The following is an 18,773-nucleotide window of genomic DNA, read 5'->3' as shown; positions in this document are numbered from 1 at the left end:
GCTCAGCAACGGGGCGTCGGCGCTCATGACTTTCGTGCTGCTCACTTCTCTGCTATCCGATCGGTTAATGAAATAACGGGAGAGCGGCGAATGACTTTCTTGTGGTGTTTGCGCGCCGCTATCGTCGGCATAGTGTTGCTCGGCGCCGCGCTCTGGCACGGCCAGGCCGAAGCAGGCGATACGCGGGGCGATGTAACCGCCACGCCGAACATCGTCCTCATAGTGTTCGAGGATATGAGTCCGCGGATCGGCGCTTTTGGCGATCCTGTCGCGCAGACGCCTGTGCTCGATAGTTTTGCGCGCGAGGCCATCCGTTTCCCGAATACCTTCACGACCTCAGGTGTCTGCGCGCCGAGCCGTTCCTCGCTGATTACCGGGGTCCACCAGCAGACGCTGGGTACGCATCACATGCGTACGCGCGCCCCGATCGCCGGCATGACAGGGGGCGGGCCGATCGAATATGAAGCGGTGCCGCCGCCCGGCATCCGCGCTTTTCCCGAGCTCCTGCGTGGCCTTGGCTATTACACCACCAATAACGGCAAGACCGATTATCAGTTCGGCGAGCCCTTCACGATCTGGGACCACGACGTGTCGATCGCCGAGGCGAGCCAGACACCCAATTGGCGCGGCAGGGCGCCGGGCCAGCCCTTCTTCTCGATGTTCAACATATTGCTGACGCACGAAAGCTATATCTGGCCCGAGGAGCGCGAGAGCGACAATCCGCTGATCCGCATCGTTACCGAGCGCAACCGGCGCGATCTTGCCGACAAGCCGCATATTACCGATCCCGCCTCTGTCGAGGTGCCGCCCTATCTGCCAGACACGCCCGTCGTGCGTGCCGACATTGCCCGGCACTACGACAATATTGCCTTTGCCGAACAGCGGCTCACAACGATCCTCGCGCTGCTCGAGGAAGATGGATTGCTCGACGAGACGATCGTTATCGTCACCACCGATCATGGCGACGGGCTGCCGCGGATGAAGCGCAGCGTCTATGACAGCGGCCTGCGCGTACCGATGATGATCCGTTTTCCCGATCTGCGCGGCGCGGGAACGGTCGATGAGCGGTTGATCAGCTTCGTCGATCTGGCGCCGACGATCCTCGGCTGGGCCGGCGGCCAACCGATGAGCTGGCATCAGGGGCAGGACTTCATCGCCGATGTCGCGCGCCGCTATATCTTCGCCGCGCATGACCGCGTCGACAACCTGACCGACCGGTCGCGCGCCGTGCGCGACGACCGCTTCAAATATATCCGCAACTATATGCCCGAGCTTGCCTATCTGCGCCCTGTGCCATTTCGCGACGCGATGCCGACGACGCAGGAGATCTGGCGGCTCGCGGCGGCCGGAGAGTTGACGCCCGTCCAACAGCGGCTCGTCGATCCGAACCGTCCGCGCGAGGAACTTTACGATATCGCGGCCGACCCGCACGAAGTCGTCAATCTCGCCGACGATCCGGCCCATGCCGCGACGCTCGCGCGGATGCGCGCAGCGATGGACGAGTGGATCGCGCGCGTCGGCGATTGGGCGCGCGTGCCCGAAATGCAGATGATCGAAGCGATGTGGCCGGGCGGCGTGCAGCCGGTTACGGCGACGCCCGAACTCGTGATGGAGGACAGCGCGGCGCGGCTGCTCAGCGATACCGACGGCGCCTCGATCGCCTATGGCTTCGGCGATGAAGAGCCGACCGCGTGGTACATCTACGCCGGGCCGGTCACGGTCACTGCCGGGCAGACGCTTTGGGCCAAGTCGATCCGCTATGGCTATGCCGAAAGCGAAGTCGTGCGCTTCGAGATCGGCGGCTGATCGCGGCTAGCCGTTCTTCAAGAACTCCGCCGCCTCGTCGAGCGCCGCGCGGCCGGGCGTCAGCAGCGCGTGGAACAGTTGGAAAACATGCACCATCTCCGGATATTCGCGATAGGCGGCAGGGACACCCGCGGCTTTGGCTTTCTCGGCCAGCTCCCGCGCTTCGCCGACCAGCGAATCATGCTCGGCCGCCTGGATCAGCAGCGGCGGCAGACCGGCAAGATCGCCAAACAACGGTGACGGGCCGGGATCGCGCGCGTCCGCACCGCCTAGATAGTGTCGTCCATCCTCGGCCAGTCGCTCCTGATCGATAATCGGATCATGCTCGGCGACTGCGGCGAAGCTCGCATTGGTGCAGGAAAGATCGACCCAGGGGCAGAGCAGCGCCAGCCGCTCCGGCTGAGGTCCGCCTGCCGCCTTTGCGGCCAGCGCCAGCGACAGCGCGAGCCCGCCGCCGGCACTGTCACCGGCAAGCACGAGCGGCGTATCGCCGGCGAGCGCATCATAGACGGCTAGCGCGTCGTCGAGCGCAGCGGGAAAAGGATGTTCGGGCGCCAGCCCGTAATCGACCGAAACCAGCTTGAGCCCCGTCCGCAGCGCCAATTCGCCCGCAAAATTGCGATGTGTGCGTATCGATCCGCTGACATAGCCGCCACCATGGAAATAGAGGATGACCGGCCCGGCGCTCGCGCCACCCTCGGGCTGCGCCTCAAGCACGGATACACCGGCAATCTCGGTTTCCTGATATTCTATGCCGTCGGGCGCCGGGAAGGCACGCGCCATTTCTTCCATGCCCGCGCGCCGCTGTTCCAGAGTTTGCGGGCCGTCCGGCATGCCGGTGGCGATCATCGCCTTCAGCTGTTCGATCTCGGCGTTCATCGAATTACTCTCCCTCCGCCCCATCCCCGGTGTCCGCTCCGGGGTTGAGGATACGCCCGACGGCGGGCGTGATCGCTTGCAATTGCTGTTCCTTTTCGGGGCCGTCGGGCAGGATATGCTCATAGCGGTCAGGCGCGTTGGGTGTGCGGCGCCAATGGGGCGGGAAATCTACCGACGATGCCGCATCCGGCGACCAGAAGACCGCACCCTGATTGAATCGCGTCGTAAAGGGTATCGCCGGGCGCGCATCGCCGCGCGAAAGCGCCTGATGCAGTTGCGCGCGCATGGCCCGAACGCGCTCGGCATGATCGGGATCGCCGATCAGGTTAACAAGCTCGTCCGGATCAGCGTGGAGATCGAACAGCTCCTCGGTGTCCCAGACACCGTGATACTGGATATATTTGTAGCGGTCCGTGCGCAGCGCGAAGGTCGAGGGGGTCTGCGGATAGTTGAACTCCCAGAAATATTCGTAAACCAGCGCCGGAGCTTCGCCTTCCGCCCCGGACACCGCCGGAAGCAGGCTGCGGCCGTCATAATGATCGGGCACGGCAAGGCCAGCGAGATCGAGGATTGTCGGCGCGATATCGATGTTGCGCGCAAGCGCCTCGATCGCTCGCCCGTCCCCGAAGCGTGCGGGCGCGTGAACGATCAGCGGCACGCGGATCGAGGCCTCATAGGCGGTACGCTTGTCGATCAGCCCTTGTTCGCCGAACATGAAGCCATTGTCGCTCGTAAAGATAATGATCGTGTCGCGGCCGTTGGGATTGGCCTCGACCCAGGCGAGAATGCGCGCCAGACTGTCGTCCACTGCCGAGAGCGAGGCATAATAGTCGCGCTGAAAGGCGATCAACGGGCTGTGGCTGTAATAGGTGAAATCGACGCCCGACCAGCTGTTGCGCTGCATCGACAGCCACATCGGCACCGGGCCAGTCCGTGCGTCAAGCGACCAGCTCGGCGGGCGGGCGAATTCGGTCTCCGCATATTGGCCGCGATGGCGCGCGGCTGGCGTGAAGGGCAGATGCGCGGCCTTGTGCGAGAGATAGAGGAAGAAAGGCGTCTCGCTCCGGTCTTCGAGCCAGTCGAGCGCGTAGTCCGTGAGCTCGTCCGTGATATAGCCGCGCTGCGGCACCTCCTCGCCATCGACGTTGAACAGGCTCGGTCGGCCAAAGGCGTCGACGGGGCCGTAATTGCCCTGCCCTTCGAAGCTCACCCAGCGATCGAAACCCGGCTTGGGCGAGGCATCGGCATGGCCCATATGCCATTTGCCGATGAACGCCGTATCGTAGCCGGCTTCGTCGAGCTGCACCGAAAAGGGGCGGAAATTGTCGGGCGTCGGACTGTTGTTATCGACCACGCCATGGTTGCGCATCGTCATCCCCGTGATGAGCGAAGCGCGGCTCGGCGAACAGAGCGAGGTCGTGACGAACGCATTGCGGAAATGCAGCCCTTCACGCAGCAACCGGTCCATCGTCGGCGTCTCGAGACCGGGCGTCAATGCGCCGATCGCATCGAAGCGCTGATCGTCGGTGAGGATCAGGATGATATTGGGTCGCGCATCGGTCTGCGCCCAGGCGGCGGGCGCGGCCAGCAAAGCCATCCACATGGCAGCCAAGCACAGCATGATACGGTCGATAGTCGAACCTCTCATCGCAACCCCCTTTTCATTCTCCAACTGGTTAGCCTATTCTGGCGCGAGTCGGCAATGGGAGAGGCCAATGGACCGGGATGCAATGCGCGAGGCTTATGCCCGCGACGGCTATATCGCGATCGAGAAGTTGTTCAGCAGCGACGAAATCGAGCGGTTGCGCGACGAAGCAACGGCGATCGTCGAGGGCGAGCGGGGCGAGATTATGGGCACCGATCTGATCGAAGGCGACGGGCCGACAATCTCGAACGTACTCGCCATCCATTTCCCGCACAAGGCTTCGCCGATCATGCTCGACGTGGTGAAGGACGCGCGGGTCGCGGAGGTGTTGACCGCGCTGATCGGGCCGGACGTCAAATGCATGCAATCGATGCTGTTCGCGAAGAACGCCGGCAAACCGGGCCAGGCATGGCACCAGGACGAGCACTATATCGCGACGCGGGACCGATCGCTGTGCGGCGTATGGATCGCGCTCGACGATGCGACGGTCGAGAATGGCTGTCTGTGGATGCATCCGGGCAGCCATAAGCACGGCATTTTATGGCCGACGAAACCGCATGGCGATCCGCGCTTCGACAGTTCCGAGGAGGCCTATGATTTTCCCTATGCGCGCGAGGGCGGCGTGGCGGTCGAGGTGCCAGCGGGCAGCGTCGTCTTCTTCGATGGCTATGTGCTGCACCGATCGCTCGAGAACAAACGGACCGAGGGCTTCCGGCGCGCGATCGTCAACCATTATATGAATGCGCGGTCATACCTGCCCTGGACGTTCGGATTGCCGCCCGCCCCGCATGTCGATGTGCGCGATTTCGTGCTTGTCGCGGGCGAGGACCCTTATGACTGGAAGGGCAAGGAGGAGATCACCTTCCCCTTTGTCCGGCCTGAAGACCCGGCCCAGGCGGGGCTGCTGTTCCAGCGGTTGATCGCGATGGCCGAGGAGCGCAAGACGGACGCATGATCCGGATCGGCATATTGGGCGCGGCGCGGGTTACCGAATATGCGCTGATCGCGCCGGCCGCCGAGCGGAAGGATGTCGAGATCGTCGCCGTCGCCAGCCGCAATGCGGACCGGGCACGAACCTATGCCGACAAGCATGGCATCGCCGATGTCGGGGCCGATTATGCGGCGCTGATCGCCCGGGCGGATATCGATCTGATCTACAATGCGCTGCCGCCGTCGCGCCATGCCGATCTTTCGATCGCAGCGCTGGAAGCGGGCAAGCATGTTTTGTGCGAAAAGCCGTTTGCGATGAACGCGGATCAGGCGCGCGCAATGGTGAAAGCGGCCGAGGCTAGCGGCCGGCATTTGATCGAGGCCTTTCACTATCGCTTCCATCCGGCATTCGCCTACTTACTCGGTCTGCTGAACGAAGGCGCGATTGGCGATCCGGTGTCCGTCGACGGACTATTTTCCGTCCCGATCCCGGCCAATCCCGGCGAACTGCGCCACGATCCGAAGCTTGGCGGCGGTGCGCTGATGGATCTGGGCTGCTATCCGGCCCATTGGCTGCGGACCGTGGTCGGCGAGGAGCCGCGCGTGACCAAAGCCGAGGCGGTGCTCAGCGAAACGGGCGTCGATCTCTCGCTGGCCGCCGATCTCGCATTCCCCTCGGGCGTCACTGGTTCGCTCGCATGCTCGATGGCGATGGATTGCAGCTTCGCCGCGCGGCTTTCGGTCGAAGGCACGGCCGGACGGATCGATTTCACCAATCCATTGGCGCCCCATATGGGCCACGAGATCCGAATAGCGACGGACAGCGGAGAACGCACCGAGAGCATCGACGGCCAATCCACCTATTGGCATCAGCTCGATCACGTTGTGGAGGTCGTAACGGGCAGCGCCGATCCGCAAACAGTCGGGACCGATGCCACGGCCAATATGGCGCTGATCGATGCGCTGTACGATGCGGCGGGTGTGACGCGCTAATTCACCCGGCCTGCCGGTTCACGAGATTTTCGAGATATTCCTGCCGGCCGGAAACGGGCCGTGGATCACGATTGGCGGCCAGCGCCTCTTCGGCAAGATCGGCAAGGCTGAGGTCGCCAGACAGGATTCTCCGTCCCCTGTCCTCGCTCCAGCCGGCATAACGCTGTTCGCGGAAGGCGGCGAGCTGGCCGTCTTCGATGACCTTTTCTGCAATCAGCAGAGCGCGAGCCAGCGTGTCCATGCCGCCGATATGCGCGTGGAACATGTCCTCGGCGTCGATCGACTGGCGGCGCAGCTTGGTATCGAAATTGAAGCCGCCACTCGTAAAGCCGCCATGCTCCATGATGAGCGTCATCGCCGTGGCGAGGTCCGCGGCATTGTTCGGATATTGATCGGTATCCCAGCCATTCTGCGGGTCGCCGCGATTGATGTCGATCGAACCGAATATGTCGTGCGCATAGGCGCTCGCCACTTCATGCTCGAAACTGTGCCCGGCGAGCGTCGCGTGATTGACCTCGATATTGACCGCATATTCCTTGTCGAGACCATAGCGGCGCAGGAAACCGGCCACGGTCGATACGTCATAATCATATTGATGCTTGGTCGGTTCCTGCGGCTTGGGTTCGATCAGGAGCAAGCCTTTGAAACCGATCTTGTGCTTGTGTTCGGCGACGAGAGCCAAGAAGCGGCCGAGCTGGTCGAGTTCGCGCCGCATATCGGTGTTCAAGAGGCTATCATAGCCTTCGCGCCCGCCCCAGAGCACGTAATTCTCGCCGCCCAGCCGGTGGGTCGTCTCGAGCGCGAGTTTCACCTGCGCCGCCGCATAGGCGAAGATATCGGGGTCGGGATTGGTCGCCGCCCCGGCCATGAAGCGGCGATGGCCAAACAGATTGGCCGTACCCCATAACAGGCCGAGCCCGGTCTCTTCCATCTTCCCGGCGATAATCGCTTCGGCATCGGCGAGTTTGCGTTCATGATCGCGCAGCGATTCCGGCGCTTCCATCACATCGAGATCGTGAAAACAGAAATAGGGCGCGCCGAGCCTGGCGACGAAATCGAAGGCGGCGTCGAGGCGGACACGATTGCTGTCGGCATCCCATTGCCCGGTCAACCAAGGGCGCTCGAAAGCCGGGTCGCCGAAAATGTCATGCCCGCCCCAGGCGAAATTGTGCCAGAGGCAGACCGCCATCCGCAGCTGCTCGCGCATCGGCTTGCCGAGCACCATGCGCTCGGCCTCATAGGCGCGGAATGCGAGCGGATTGCCGCTATCCGGGCCTTCGAAGGCGATGGGCGGAATATCGTCGAAATAGTCGGTCATGCGCGGACTCCCTTGAGCGCGGGGTAGAGACGGGACCAAGCGGCGTAGCGGTCCGAAAGATCGGTTGCGGGTTCGATGACTTTTCCGGGATCGGGCCACGAGAGGATCGCATCCCTTGGCGCACCGGCCGCCAACGCGCCGAGCCGCGCGGCGCCGAGCGCGGCCCCCACATCGCCACCCGCGACCTGGGCGACGGGACGGCGCAGCGCATCGGCGATCATCTGCACCCAGAGGTCCGACCGGCTGCCGCCGCCGACCAGATGGACGACCGTATCTCCGGCTTCGCCCAGCGCATTCTGGCAATCAGCGATTGCGAAGGCGACGCCCTCCAGCGCCGCGCGGACGAGGTCGCCGGGTTCGGTGTCGGCCGTGATGCCGACAAAAGCACCGGTTGCTTCGGCATCGTTGTGCGGCGTGCGTTCGCCGGAGAGATAAGGCAGGAAATAGGGACCGGCTTTAGCGCCGCCCGCAGCGGCTAGCGCGTCGGCAACGCTGTCGAAACCGCCAAACCGCACGGCCCAATCCAGCGTCGCGGCCGCCGACAGAATGACGCCCATCCGATGCCATCGCACTGGCAGAGCGTGGCAGTAGCAATGGACGGCGGCATCCGGGTTCGGGCGCGGACTCTCATCGGCGACGAAGAAGACGCCTGACGTGCCGAGCGATATGAAGGCGTCGCCGGGATCGACGGCGCCAAGGCCGATCGCGCTGGCAGCATTGTCCCCTGCCCCGGCCGCGACCGGCACCGCATCCATCCCCCAACGCGCGGCAACCGACGAAAGCAACGCGCCGGTCGAATCGCAGCCCTCATACAATCGCGGCATATGGCCTTCGGAAAGGCCGGTCGCGTCGAGCATCGCATCCGACCATTTTCGCCCCGCGATATCGAGCCAGCTTGTACCGGCCGCATCGCTCATGTCGCTCGCCTTGTCGCCAGTCATGCGCAGGCGCACGAAATCCTTGGGCAGCAGGACGGTTCGTATCGCCGCGAAGACGTCCGGTTCGTGCTCGGCGATCCAAAGCAGCTTGGGCGCGGTAAAGCCGGGCATGACGAGATTGGCGGTGATTTTCGTCGCATCCGGAACGCGGCGCATCAGCGCTTCGCACTGCGCGGCGCTGCGTCCGTCGTTCCACAGGATGGCGGGCCGCAAAACCGCATCATCCGCACCCAGCACGGTCGCGCCGTGCATCTGACCACTGAGCCCGATCCCGTGCACGGATTTGCGAAGCGCTCCCGGCAGGTCGAGTGCCGCGCACTCGGTGGCGGTCCACCAGTCCTCCGGGTCTTGCTCCGACCAAAGCGGTTGAGGGCGGGATACGGCAAGCGGCGCTTCGGCCTGCGCGGCAATCGCACCGTCGCTGTCAATCAGCAGCGCCTTCACCGACGACGTCCCGATATCGATGCCCAGCCACATCACTGTACCTCCATATGTACGGTGCCGCTCAGCGTTTCGCCGGGATCGAGGACGGCCATCGGCTCTCCAGCGCCGTTGATCGCGTTCGGCACATGGCTGACGGGCTCAAGGCAGAGGAAATCCGCATCCGCAGGCCGGTAATAATGGAGGTGATTGAGCGATCCGTCAGCGCTGAGTGAGAGCTGGCCGCCGGGCCAAATGATCGACGTCCGCCTGTTCCAGCCTTCAAGACAATTGTCGGGCGGCGTTGACAAGCCATCCGGGTAGCGCGCCTTTTCGGTAGGGATCCCACTGCGATCCGTAAGCCAGACTGTATCAGCGGAGACCTCAACGCGGCCACCGTCCGGATCCGCGAAATAGGGGTGGAGGCCGAGACCGGCTGGCATTGCGCGATGGTCGCGATTGGTCAGGTCGATCGCAATGTCGAGCGAATTCGATCCAAGCCGGAACGTCTGCCGGACGCCAAACGCCCAGGGCCAGTCGCCGGCGGGTTCCGATAGCGCAATCGTCAGATGGTCTGCGCCCCGATCTTCAAGCGTCCAGCGGCGCTGCCAGGCGAGACCGTGAATCGCATGCGGATGATCGCCGAAGTTGAGCGGCAGCCGATGTTGCTGCCCGGCAAATGCGAAGCGCCCCTCGGCGATCCGGTTGCAATAGGGCGCAAGCGGGAAGCAGCCAGATTGCAATGGCTTCTCCAAAACGTTGCTTACATTCTCCGATAGCGGGCGGAATATCTCGCGGTCGGCAACCACCCAGCGCGCGACGATGCCGCCATCGAGATCGACGAGAAGCCGGGCGTCACCCGTGGCCAGCGATAGGGCCGCCAAATCCTCGGTCGTCCCAGCCTGGCCGGTCATCTTATCTTCGCACTTGGCAATTCGCTAACCATCGGGTTAATGTAACAAGCAGTCTTTGGAGAGAAATGCAATCACGCAGCCCCACACGCCCGACCTGCCGCGCTGGCGCCGGATAAGCTACGGCTTCGGCGATTTCGGATTCAATCTCTATTGGTCCAGCGCCAGCCTCTTCCTTCTCTATTTCTATACCGACGTACTCGGCCTGCCCAACCAGACGGCCGGCTTCATCTTCCTGATCGCCATGGTCTGGGACGGGATCACCGATCCGATCATGGGCTATATCGCCGAACGCACCCGTTCGCGCTGGGGCAGTTATCGGCCCTATATCCTGCTCGGCGCCGTGCCGCTCGCGGTGACGCTGGTCCTTATGTTCTCCGATCCGGGCACCGAGGGCATGGCGCTCGCCCTTTATGCCGGCGCGACCCATGTGCTGTTCCGCACCATCTATACGATCCTCTCCATCCCGTTCAGCTCGCTGTCGGCCCGGATGACGCGCAGCAGCGAAGTCCGCAACGAACTCGCCGCCTATCGGATGGTCGCCGCCACGCTGGGCGGCCTGTTCGTCGCTTTCTTCACGCTGCGTCTCGTCGCCTGGTTCGGCGAAGGCGATGCGGCGACGGGGTTTTACTGGACGGCGATGCTCTACGCCGCGCTTTCGCTGCCCGTCTTTCTCTTCGTTTTCCTCACCACGCGCGAACCGGAACCGCCCGTCGATGCTGAAACGCGGCCGGCTTCGCTGCTCGACGCTTTATCGACCCTGAAGACCAACCGGCCGTTCCTCCTCGTCTTCGGCGCGACGATGCTCGGCATGGGCGGCAGCGTGCTGACCAGCAAGACTCTGATCTATTACTATAAATATACGCTGGGCGACGAACTGGCATCGGGGACGGCGCTCGCTGTCATGACGGGCGGTATGGCCCTGTTCGTGCCGATCTGGGCGCTGATCACGGCCAAGACCTCGAAACGGTTTGTCTGGGCGACAGGCACCGCGATATCGATCGCCGTCTCATTGGCGCTCTATTTCAACCCGTACGAAACCGTGCCCGTCGTCACCGTCCTGTTCGCCATCGGTGCGCTCGGTTCGGCGGCTGGCGTGCTCTCCTTCTGGTCCACGCTGCCCGACACCGTCGAGTTCGGCCAATGGCGCACCGGGGTCCGCAGCGAATCCTTGGTCTTCGGCCTCATGTCTTTCGCCCAAAAAGTCAGCTTCGGTCTGGCGGCCGCGCTGCTCGGCATATTGCTCGATCTGGTCGGCTATCGCGCCAATGTCGAACAGAGTGCAGAGACGATGGACGGCATCAAGACGATCATGACTTTGCTGCCCGCCCTGTTCGGCGTGTGCGCATTTCTGCTCATCCGCGCCTATCCGATCGATGCCCGGCTGCACGGGCGGATCGGGCGGGTGCTGGAGCGTCGCGAACGACGCGCGAGCGGCGCATGACGGGCGCGGTCACCGGATTGGACAATTTGCGGGAATGCCGCCTAAGGACCGTCGCGAGGAGGACGGCCCCATGAACGAGGCAGCGAAGATCGAGCGCAACCTGAACCAGCGCGACAAGCAGCGAATCCGGACGCGCGCGAAGATACTGGACGTCGCCTTGACGACATTCGCGGCCAAGGGCTTCGAGGGCGCGACGCTGCGCGATATTGCGGCCGACGCGGACGTCAACCACGCGCTGATCAAATATCATTTCAACAGTAAGGACAATCTCTGGAAAGAGGCTGTCCGCTTCCTGTTCGAGCGGATGGACGAGGAGCTTGCGGTCGACGCGAAAGAAGAAGCTAAACTCACCGAGCTGGACCGGCTCAAGAACGCGCTCAGGCGTTATGTCCGTTATTGCGCCCGTCACCCCGAACATGCGCGGATCATGGTTCAGGAATCGATCCGTGACGGCAAGCGGCTCGACTGGGCCGTCGAAAACTTTATCGGGCCGCAACATGCCGATGCACGGCCCGCTTTCCTGCGGCACATGCGCGAGGGGCTCTGGCCCGACGTCCAGGATATCTCAATCAGCTATATCCTGGTTGCCGCCAGCCAGATGATTTTCGTGCTCGCGCCGGAAATTCGGCGGCTTTACGGCGTCGACACGCTCTCGGAGGAGGTTGTCGACGCGCATGCCGAGGCGATGATCGAACTGTTTTTCAATCACAAAGTCGAAGACGACTGACGAAAAGGGGCGCCTATGAGGCTGTTGCTGATACTGTTCTGTCTGGTGGCAGCCATTCCCGTAGCCGCATCGACTGGACCCCAGCGCCCCAACATCATCGTCATCCTCACCGACGATCTCGGTTATGGCGATCTCGGCTCCTACGGCACCGAACTGATCGCGACGCCGGCGCTCGACCGGATGGCGGCGGAAGGTGTGCGGCTCACGAGCTTTTACGCCGCCGCGAATGTCTGCACGCCCTCCCGCGCGAGCCTGTTGACCGGCCGCTACGCGATCCGCTCGGGCCTCGCCGAACAGGTGATCCAACCCTGGAGCACGCACGGCCTGCCCGGAGAGGAGATCACCATCGCCGAGATGCTGGGCGCCAATGGCTATCGCACGGCGCTGATCGGCAAATGGCATCTCGGTCATCAACCCGAACACCACCCGTTGCGGCACGGCTTCGATACATTTTTCGGCATTCCCTATAGCAACGACATGAATCCGCTCGCGCTGTACGAAGGCGAGATGGCGGTCGAGCAGCCGGTCGAGCAAGCGACAATGACGCAGCGCTTCACCGACCGCGCGATTGCAATCGTCGAGGCGGACGACGACCGCCCCTTCTTCATCTATCTCGCCCATCCGATGCCGCATATTCCGCTATACGCGACCGAGCAGTTTCGCGGACGCTCGCAGGCTGGCCTCTATGGCGACGTCGTCGAAGAACTGGACTGGCACACGGGCAGGCTGCTCGATGCGCTGCGGCGTTCGGGTCAGGCCGACAACACCCTAGTTATCTTCACCAGCGACAATGGCCCCTGGTTCGAAGGCTCCACGGGCGTCTATCGCGGGCGCAAGGGCGGCAGCTGGGATGCCGGCTATCGCGTGCCCTTTATCGCCTGGTGGCCGGGACAGTTGCCTGCGGGCGCGGTATCGGACGCACCGGCAATGATGATCGATCTGCTGCCGACCTTCGCGACGCTGACGGGATCGGCGATGCCCGACGACCGGCCGATCGACGGCCGCGACATATGGCCGGTGCTGAAGGACGGCGCCGATTCGCCGCATGAAGCACTATACTTTTTCGACAATGCCTATCTGACCGCCATCCGGGCCGGGAACTGGCGGCTCGTCGTCCAGGATTACTACCGCACTTTCGATCTGCCGTTCGATCAATTCGGCTGGTTCCTGCTGTTCGACCTGAGCCGCGATCCGGCCGAACGCTATAGTCTGGCCGATAGTTTTCCGGACATTCTGGCCAAGATGCAGACCCGTCTCGTGGCGGCGCGCGAACGGTTCGACGTGCCCGAACGCCCGCCCTTCCGGCTGCCCGTAACGGATCCCGAGGAGGCCGATTCCGAACCCGACAGTTGACTTTCCAATTGGTGAGCGAGTAGTTCATTATCCGACCGGATAACGAACGGCAAAAGCCGGCACCGGTCTGACCATTGGGAGAGGAACGGGGATCATGACAGGCAAACGGATTCTATCTGGTGTCGCACCGGGCGCCATCGTCGCAGCGCTTCTGAGTTCGCCGGCAACGGCGCAGACCGCATCAGAAGGCGCGGCTACAGGCGGCAGCGCGCCCATCATCGTCACCGCGCAACGGCGCGAGCAGCAGCTTCAGGACGTGCCGATTTCGGTATCCGCCTATTCGGGTAGCGATCTGCTCGACAGGCAGGTGGGCGATCTCACCAATCTGACCCAGATCGCCCCGTCTGTCACTTTCACCCAGAGCACCAACGCGCTGAACAGTTCGGTGCAGATTCGCGGCGTCGGCACATCGGTCTTCAGTTCGGCGGTCGAGCCGAGCGTCTCCTTCGTTGTCGATGGCGTCGTGCTGTCGCGCCAGGGCCAGGCCTTTACCGATCTCATCGATATCGAGCGGATCGAAGTGCTGCGGGGCCCGCAGAGCACGTTGTTCGGCAAGAACGCATCGGCCGGCGTGGTCAATGTCGTGACTCAGCGGCCGAGCAACGATTTTGAGCTGCAGGCGGATTTCACCATTGCTGAGATGGACGAATATCGCGCCCGGGCGAGCGTATCCGGCCCGATTACCGACACAATCGGTGCGCGCCTGACCGGCTTCTACACCGATGTCGGTGGGCATATCGACAACCAGTTCGACAATCGCGAGTTCAACGGATCGGAACGCTGGGGCCTGCGCGGCAAGCTCGAATTCGACATCACACCGACGGTCAACCTGCTGCTCATCGGCGACTATCGCGAAAGCGACGACGCCTGCTGCATGTGGCAAGCACGAGAGTTCAACAACCCGGCCTTCTTTGTAGCCAATCCCAACATCACACCGAGCCCGACCAACCGGGAAGTCAATATCAACGCCCCGCTGTTCAACCGAACCGAAAGTTGGGGTGTATCGGCGGAAGCGAATATCGATATCGGCGAACATGTGCTGACATCGGTCACCGCCTATCGCGAATGGGATTTCCGCAATGCAATCGATGTCGATGGAACGCCGTCGCTCGGCGTGCCCGGCATTACCGGCTTCGATATCAACAACGGCGAGACCAATATCGAGCAGTTCACCCAGGAAATCCGCCTAACTTCGCCGAGTGGCGGGGTCGTCGAATATATCCTCGGGGCTTTCTACTTCGATCTCAATCTCGACCGACTGTTTACGCGAAAATTGTGCCTTGCCGGACTGTCGGCGGAGGCTTGTCCACAAATCTCCGTTCCCCCTGCGCCAGGCTTCCCGCCCATATTGCCGCTCTCGCAATCGGGCTTCTTCAACGGCGATGTCGAGAACCGCAACTATGCGGCCTTTGCCGATGTGACGGTCAACATCGCAGACAATTTTCGGGTGATCGGCGGCATCCGCGTTCTGCGCGAGGAATTGGATGTCGGTCTCGTCCGGCCGCTCGAACCGCTGTTCCCCGGAGACGCGGTGCTCAACGCACAGATCGCGCCAGCAAACATCTTCGTCGACGAAGATGGTGACGGCAATCTCGACCCGATCGTCCAGAATGGCAGTATCCGCGATACCGCCGTGACCGGGCGGGCCGTGGTCCAATATGATTTCTCGCCGGACGCCAATATCTATGCGAGCTATTCGCGCGGCTATAAGGGGCCGACGGCCGATGTCGCCTTCGATCCGGATTTCGTTCCCGGTGACCGCAGCATATTCCCCACCGTCGCGCCGGAAACGTCGAACGCCTATGAAGTCGGCTTCCGCTCGCAGGCGCTGGACGGCGCGTTTACATTCAACGTCTCGGCGTTTCTGGCCGACTATAACAACTTCCAGTCGCAATCCTTCGATGCGGCGGCGGCCACGTTCGTGCTCAGCAATGTCGGCCGGGTCCGGACGAAAGGCGTGGAAATCGAATTCTCTGCGCAGCCGAGCGACCGGTTCAACTTCAGCGGCGGCATTTCCTATACCGATGCCGAGGTGCGCTCCTTCCCGAATGGCCAGTGCTTCACGCCGGCCGCGCTCGATCCGGACTGCGTCAACGGCGTCAAGGATCTGGCGGGTGCGCGGCTGCCCAATTCGCCGACCTGGCGGGCCATCCTCAATGCCCGTTACGATCAGCCGCTGAGCGACAGCCTGACAGGCTTCCTCCAGGCCGGAATGCGCTGGCAGAGCGATACGCAATTCTCGATCACGCAAAATCCCAACACGATCCAGGACGGTTATGCGATCGTCGATGCGAGTGTCGGGCTGACCGCCGATGACGGGCGCTACACAGTCACGCTGTTCGTGCGGAACCTGTTCGATACCAATTACACCAACTTCATCTTCCAGGATCCGGTGCTGACGGGGCAGATCAACCTCAACCAATATGCGCCGCGGGACGCGGATCGCTATTTCGGCGGTTCGGTGCGCGTGCGTTTTTGATCGCGATGCTCCGCCCGACGCTCCGGCGCGGAGCCAAAGCCTGGATGTTGCCGGCGGCGCTGCTGGCTACCCTGGCCGGGGCGCCGGCGTCGGCCGCGGATGAATCTGACCCAACAGCGGCGGCCGAAGCGGACTGTATCCCGGCAGCGGCGCTGGCGACCTATGTCCAGCGCCGCTGGGAACGCCGCGTCGATCAATGGCGCAGCCTCCCTCCGCAGCGCGCCGAGATCGTTTTTCTCGGTTCGAGCATCATTGAAGAAGGACCCTGGACCGAGCTGTTCCCGGAGAGCGCCGTCGTCAATCGCGGTATCGGCGCGGATACCACCGCCGGCGTCCTCAACCGTCTCGACGAGGTCATTGCACTGAGCCCCGACAAGATCCTGCTCTATATCGGCGGCAACGATTTCAGCGTGTCGAACGACACGGTCGGTGCGGCTACGGCCCGTTTCGACGAGATCGTCATCCGGTTGCGCAATGCCTTGCCGACGACCGAAATCTTCGTCGCCACACTGTTCGCGCGCGAGGCGCGGTTCGCGGATTCGATCGAGCGCTATAATCGCCATCTGATCGACCGCGCGGCCGACGGCGGTTTCACGGCCATCGACGGACACCCATTGTTCGCCCGGGCAGACGGCAGCATGGACAGCCGCTATTCCAATGACGACATCCATCTTAACGGCGACGCCTATCGACAATGGGCGACCCTTCTCAGGCCGTTTCTCATGCCGGGCCGGTAATTTGCAGCTTCGGAGGACGATTTGTGACTGACTATACGCCCCGCAAGGGTATGACCGGCGCTGAGATCGCCGACACGGTGGACGCGATCCTCGCCGAGGCGACGCTTGAAGAGAAGGTCGGGATGATGTCCGGCCGGGGGTTTCTCAAGCAGATCGCCGAGGATGAGGGCGTATGGGGTGCGCGGCCCTATCGTGCGGGCGGCGGTATCGAGCGTTTGGGCGTCCCGTGCCTCTGGTTTACCGACGGACCGCGCGGCGTGGCGCGCGGCCAGTCGACCGCCTTTCCCTGCTCGATGGCGCGCGGCGCAAGTTTCGATATCGATCTCGAACGCCGGATCGGCGAGGCGATGGGGATCGAAATCCGCGCACAGGACTGCAACCTGTCCGGCGCGGTCTGCATCAACCTGCTGCGCCACCCAGCCTGGGGCCGCGCGCAGGAAACCTATGGCGAAGACCCGTACCATCTCGGCGAAATGGGCGCGGCGCTCGCCACCGGTATCCAGACCCATAATGTCGTCGCGACGGTTAAGCATTTCGCGCTCAACTCGATCGAGAATACCCGGTTCCAGATTGATGTGACGATTGGCGAACGGGCCTTGCACGAAGTCTATCTGCCGCATTTCAAGCGCGTGCTCGATGCAGGGTGTGCGAGCGTGATGAGCGCGTATAACAAGCTCAACGGCGAATATTGCGGCCAGCACCGCATTCTGCTCACCGATATTCTGCGCGGCGATTGGGGCTTCGACGGCTTCGTCCATTCCGACTGGATGCTCGGCGTCTACAAACCTTACGGCGCGAGCGCGGGCCTCGATGTCGAGAATCCCGAGCCGATGGTCTATGGCGAGAAGCTTATCGCGGCTGTTGAGGCTGGCCATGTCGAACCCGAAGTGATCGACCGCGCCTGCCGGCGTATCCTAACGACGCTCTATCGCTTCATGGCCGCCCAAGACCCGCTTGAAAACTATGCCGAAACGATGGTCGCCTGCGAAAGCCATCGCATGCTCGCCCGTGAGGCTGCAGAGAAGAGCGCGGTGCTGCTCAAGAACGACAAGGTCTTACCGCTCGACAAAGACCAGACCGCCAAGCTCGCTGTGCTCGGACGCCTCGCCGCGACCGAAAATACTGGCGATCATGGCTCCAGCCGGGTGCGCGCACCCTATGTCGTGACCCCGCTTCAGGGTTTGCGGGACTATCTGGGTGAGAACGCCATCGTGACCGGCGTCGAGAGCGAGCTGGACGCCGCGCGACAGGCGGCGAGCGAAGCCAACGCCGTTGTTGTCGTCGTGGGCTATACGGCGGACGATGAAGGCGAGTTCATTCCCGGCAATCTCGTCCCGTCCGGAATGTCCGATCAGTTGGTCGAGATCGCCGAAGCGGTCGGACGCGATCGGCCCAACCAGCCGCGCGGCGGCGACCGCGCGACTCTCGACCTTCCCGACGACCAGATCGCGCTGATCGACGCCGCGGCGGAAAGCGGCAAGCCGGTGATCGTCGTGATCGTCGCGGGATCGGCGGTAATGGTCGAAAGTTGGCAGGGCGGCGCGGCCGCTATCCTGCAGACTTTCTATGCAGGCATGGAGGGCGGCCATGCACTGGCGCGCCTCCTGTTCGGGGACGTATCGCCATCGGGTAAGCTGCCGTTCACCGTAGCGCGCGACGGAGCCGACTATCCGTTTTTCGACCGCACGGCCATGGAGATCACCTATGACCTCTGGCACGGCTATACCAAGTTCGAGCGGGATGGGACGAAACCCCGATACCCGTTCGGTCACGGGCTGAGCTATGCCACCTTCGGCTATCGCGGCCTCCAGCTCCGAGAAACGGACGACGCGATCATCGCCCGGGTCAGCGTCACGAACAGCGGCGAGAGTCCGGCCGACGAGATCGTCCAGCTTTACGTCGGAGCGCCTGGTGAGATTGTCGATCGACCGGCCAAACTGCTTATGGCGTTTGACCGGGTCGCGCTGGAGCCGGGCGAGACGCAGACGATCGTCCTTTCCGTCGATAAGGCGCAGTTGCGCTATTGGGACGAAACGGCGAGTGCGTGGCGGCTCGAGGCCGGCCGGTACCGGATATCGGTCGGCGGATCGTCGGACGATAGCGCGCTCTTGACCGCCGAGCTGGACCTGTAGGCTAGCGGACGGCAATCCGGCAAAGAACGCACCGACTTGTACCGCCCGGAAAAACCGCGAT

General features: G+C 63.0%; 14 protein-coding genes. 9 read left to right on the top strand and 5 right to left on the bottom strand.

Annotated features, from left to right (window positions below; all coding sequences use genetic code 11):
- Window positions 1-90 precede the first annotated feature (90 nt).
- Complete coding sequence (locus Q0974_RS15610; protein ID WP_299329507.1) at window positions 91-1,806, top strand: sulfatase; 1,716 nt, start codon at window positions 91-93, stop codon at window positions 1,804-1,806.
- A gap of 6 nt (window positions 1,807-1,812) precedes the next feature.
- Here Q0974_RS15610 and Q0974_RS15605 read toward each other — a convergent pair whose 3' ends face one another.
- Together Q0974_RS15605 and Q0974_RS15600 are read right to left on the bottom strand one after the other, a co-directional pair.
- Window positions 1,813-2,685, bottom strand: coding sequence for an alpha/beta hydrolase (locus Q0974_RS15605; protein ID WP_299329506.1), 873 nt, complete (start codon window positions 2,683-2,685; stop codon window positions 1,813-1,815).
- A gap of 4 nt (window positions 2,686-2,689) precedes the next feature.
- Window positions 2,690-4,333 carry a sulfatase gene (locus Q0974_RS15600; RefSeq protein ID WP_299329504.1) on the bottom strand — a complete coding sequence of 548 codons (1,644 nt, stop codon included), beginning with the start codon at window positions 4,331-4,333 and terminating at the stop codon, window positions 2,690-2,692.
- A gap of 67 nt (window positions 4,334-4,400) precedes the next feature.
- Between Q0974_RS15600 and Q0974_RS15595 the strand changes: the two genes are divergently transcribed.
- The gene (locus tag Q0974_RS15595) at window positions 4,401-5,285 is read left to right on the top strand and encodes a phytanoyl-CoA dioxygenase family protein (protein ID WP_299329502.1); all 885 of its coding nucleotides are present in this window, start codon (window positions 4,401-4,403) and stop codon (window positions 5,283-5,285) included.
- Window positions 5,282-6,253, top strand: coding sequence for a Gfo/Idh/MocA family oxidoreductase (locus Q0974_RS15590; RefSeq protein ID WP_299329500.1), 972 nt, complete (start codon window positions 5,282-5,284; stop codon window positions 6,251-6,253). The genes Q0974_RS15595 and Q0974_RS15590 overlap by 4 nt, the downstream gene beginning before the upstream one ends.
- A gap of 1 nt (window position 6,254) precedes the next feature.
- Here the strand turns inward: Q0974_RS15590 and xylA are convergent, their stop codons facing one another.
- The 3 genes from xylA to Q0974_RS15575 are packed head-to-tail and all read right to left on the bottom strand — an operon-like array spanning window position 6,255 to window position 9,843.
- Window positions 6,255-7,571 carry a xylose isomerase gene (xylA, locus tag Q0974_RS15585; protein WP_299329498.1) on the bottom strand — a complete coding sequence of 439 codons (1,317 nt, stop codon included), beginning with the start codon at window positions 7,569-7,571 and terminating at the stop codon, window positions 6,255-6,257.
- Window positions 7,568-8,986 (bottom strand): xylulokinase, encoded by a 1,419-nt coding sequence (gene xylB, locus Q0974_RS15580; RefSeq protein ID WP_299329496.1) that lies wholly within the window; start codon window positions 8,984-8,986, stop codon window positions 7,568-7,570. The genes xylA and xylB overlap by 4 nt, the downstream gene beginning before the upstream one ends.
- Window positions 8,986-9,843: an aldose 1-epimerase gene (locus Q0974_RS15575; RefSeq protein ID WP_299329494.1), complete on the bottom strand. Its 858-nt coding sequence runs from the start codon at window positions 9,841-9,843 to the stop codon at window positions 8,986-8,988. The genes xylB and Q0974_RS15575 overlap by 1 nt, the downstream gene beginning before the upstream one ends.
- Before the next feature lie 55 nt (window positions 9,844-9,898).
- Here Q0974_RS15575 and Q0974_RS15570 point away from each other — a divergent pair, with 55 nt between their 5' ends.
- The 6 genes from Q0974_RS15570 (at window position 9,899) to Q0974_RS15545 (ending at window position 18,712) form a co-directional block, all read left to right on the top strand.
- Window positions 9,899-11,284: an MFS transporter gene (locus Q0974_RS15570; RefSeq protein WP_299329492.1), complete on the top strand. Its 1,386-nt coding sequence runs from the start codon at window positions 9,899-9,901 to the stop codon at window positions 11,282-11,284.
- A 70-nt stretch (window positions 11,285-11,354) separates the two neighbouring features.
- The gene (locus Q0974_RS15565) at window positions 11,355-12,011 is read left to right on the top strand and encodes a TetR family transcriptional regulator (RefSeq protein ID WP_299329490.1); all 657 of its coding nucleotides are present in this window, start codon (window positions 11,355-11,357) and stop codon (window positions 12,009-12,011) included.
- Window positions 12,012-12,026: 15 nt separating this feature from the next.
- Window positions 12,027-13,364 carry a sulfatase gene (locus tag Q0974_RS15560; RefSeq protein WP_299329489.1) on the top strand — a complete coding sequence of 446 codons (1,338 nt, stop codon included), beginning with the start codon at window positions 12,027-12,029 and terminating at the stop codon, window positions 13,362-13,364.
- Between the two features lie 94 nt (window positions 13,365-13,458).
- Window positions 13,459-15,843, top strand: coding sequence for a TonB-dependent receptor (locus Q0974_RS15555; RefSeq protein ID WP_299329487.1), 2,385 nt, complete (start codon window positions 13,459-13,461; stop codon window positions 15,841-15,843).
- 5 nt (window positions 15,844-15,848) lie between these two features.
- Window positions 15,849-16,580, top strand: a complete 732-nt coding sequence (locus Q0974_RS15550) for a GDSL-type esterase/lipase family protein (protein ID WP_299329485.1) — start codon at window positions 15,849-15,851, stop codon at window positions 16,578-16,580.
- Window positions 16,581-16,603: 23 nt separating this feature from the next.
- Window positions 16,604-18,712, top strand: a complete 2,109-nt coding sequence (locus tag Q0974_RS15545) for a glycoside hydrolase family 3 C-terminal domain-containing protein (RefSeq protein WP_299329483.1) — start codon at window positions 16,604-16,606, stop codon at window positions 18,710-18,712.
- The last annotated feature ends 61 nt before the right edge of the window (window positions 18,713-18,773 follow it).

It is taken from the genome of Parasphingopyxis sp. (assembly GCF_028279465.1).
Lineage (GTDB): Bacteria > Pseudomonadota > Alphaproteobacteria > Sphingomonadales > Sphingomonadaceae > Parasphingopyxis.
Note: the sequence above shows the minus strand (reverse complement) of the source record. Positions and strands in the feature narration are given on the sequence as shown.

What these genes read in the sequence shown, in the direction of transcription:
- Q0974_RS15610 (WP_299329507.1), top strand. Translation starts at nt 91, where the DNA reads ATGACTTTCTTGTGGTGTTTGCGCGCCGCTATCGTCGGCATAGTGTTG.
- Q0974_RS15605 (WP_299329506.1), bottom strand. Translation starts at nt 2,685, where the DNA reads ATGAACGCCGAGATCGAACAGCTGAAGGCGATGATCGCCACCGGCATG.
- Q0974_RS15600 (WP_299329504.1), bottom strand. Translation starts at nt 4,333, where the DNA reads ATGAGAGGTTCGACTATCGACCGTATCATGCTGTGCTTGGCTGCCATG.
- Q0974_RS15595 (WP_299329502.1), top strand. Translation starts at nt 4,401, where the DNA reads ATGGACCGGGATGCAATGCGCGAGGCTTATGCCCGCGACGGCTATATC.
- Q0974_RS15590 (WP_299329500.1), top strand. Translation starts at nt 5,282, where the DNA reads ATGATCCGGATCGGCATATTGGGCGCGGCGCGGGTTACCGAATATGCG.
- xylA (WP_299329498.1), bottom strand. Translation starts at nt 7,571, where the DNA reads ATGACCGACTATTTCGACGATATTCCGCCCATCGCCTTCGAAGGCCCG.
- xylB (WP_299329496.1), bottom strand. Translation starts at nt 8,986, where the DNA reads ATGTGGCTGGGCATCGATATCGGGACGTCGTCGGTGAAGGCGCTGCTG.
- Q0974_RS15575 (WP_299329494.1), bottom strand. Translation starts at nt 9,843, where the DNA reads ATGACCGGCCAGGCTGGGACGACCGAGGATTTGGCGGCCCTATCGCTG.
- Q0974_RS15565 (WP_299329490.1), top strand. Translation starts at nt 11,355, where the DNA reads ATGAACGAGGCAGCGAAGATCGAGCGCAACCTGAACCAGCGCGACAAG.
- Q0974_RS15560 (WP_299329489.1), top strand. Translation starts at nt 12,027, where the DNA reads ATGAGGCTGTTGCTGATACTGTTCTGTCTGGTGGCAGCCATTCCCGTA.
- Q0974_RS15555 (WP_299329487.1), top strand. Translation starts at nt 13,459, where the DNA reads ATGACAGGCAAACGGATTCTATCTGGTGTCGCACCGGGCGCCATCGTC.
- Q0974_RS15550 (WP_299329485.1), top strand. Translation starts at nt 15,849, where the DNA reads ATGCTCCGCCCGACGCTCCGGCGCGGAGCCAAAGCCTGGATGTTGCCG.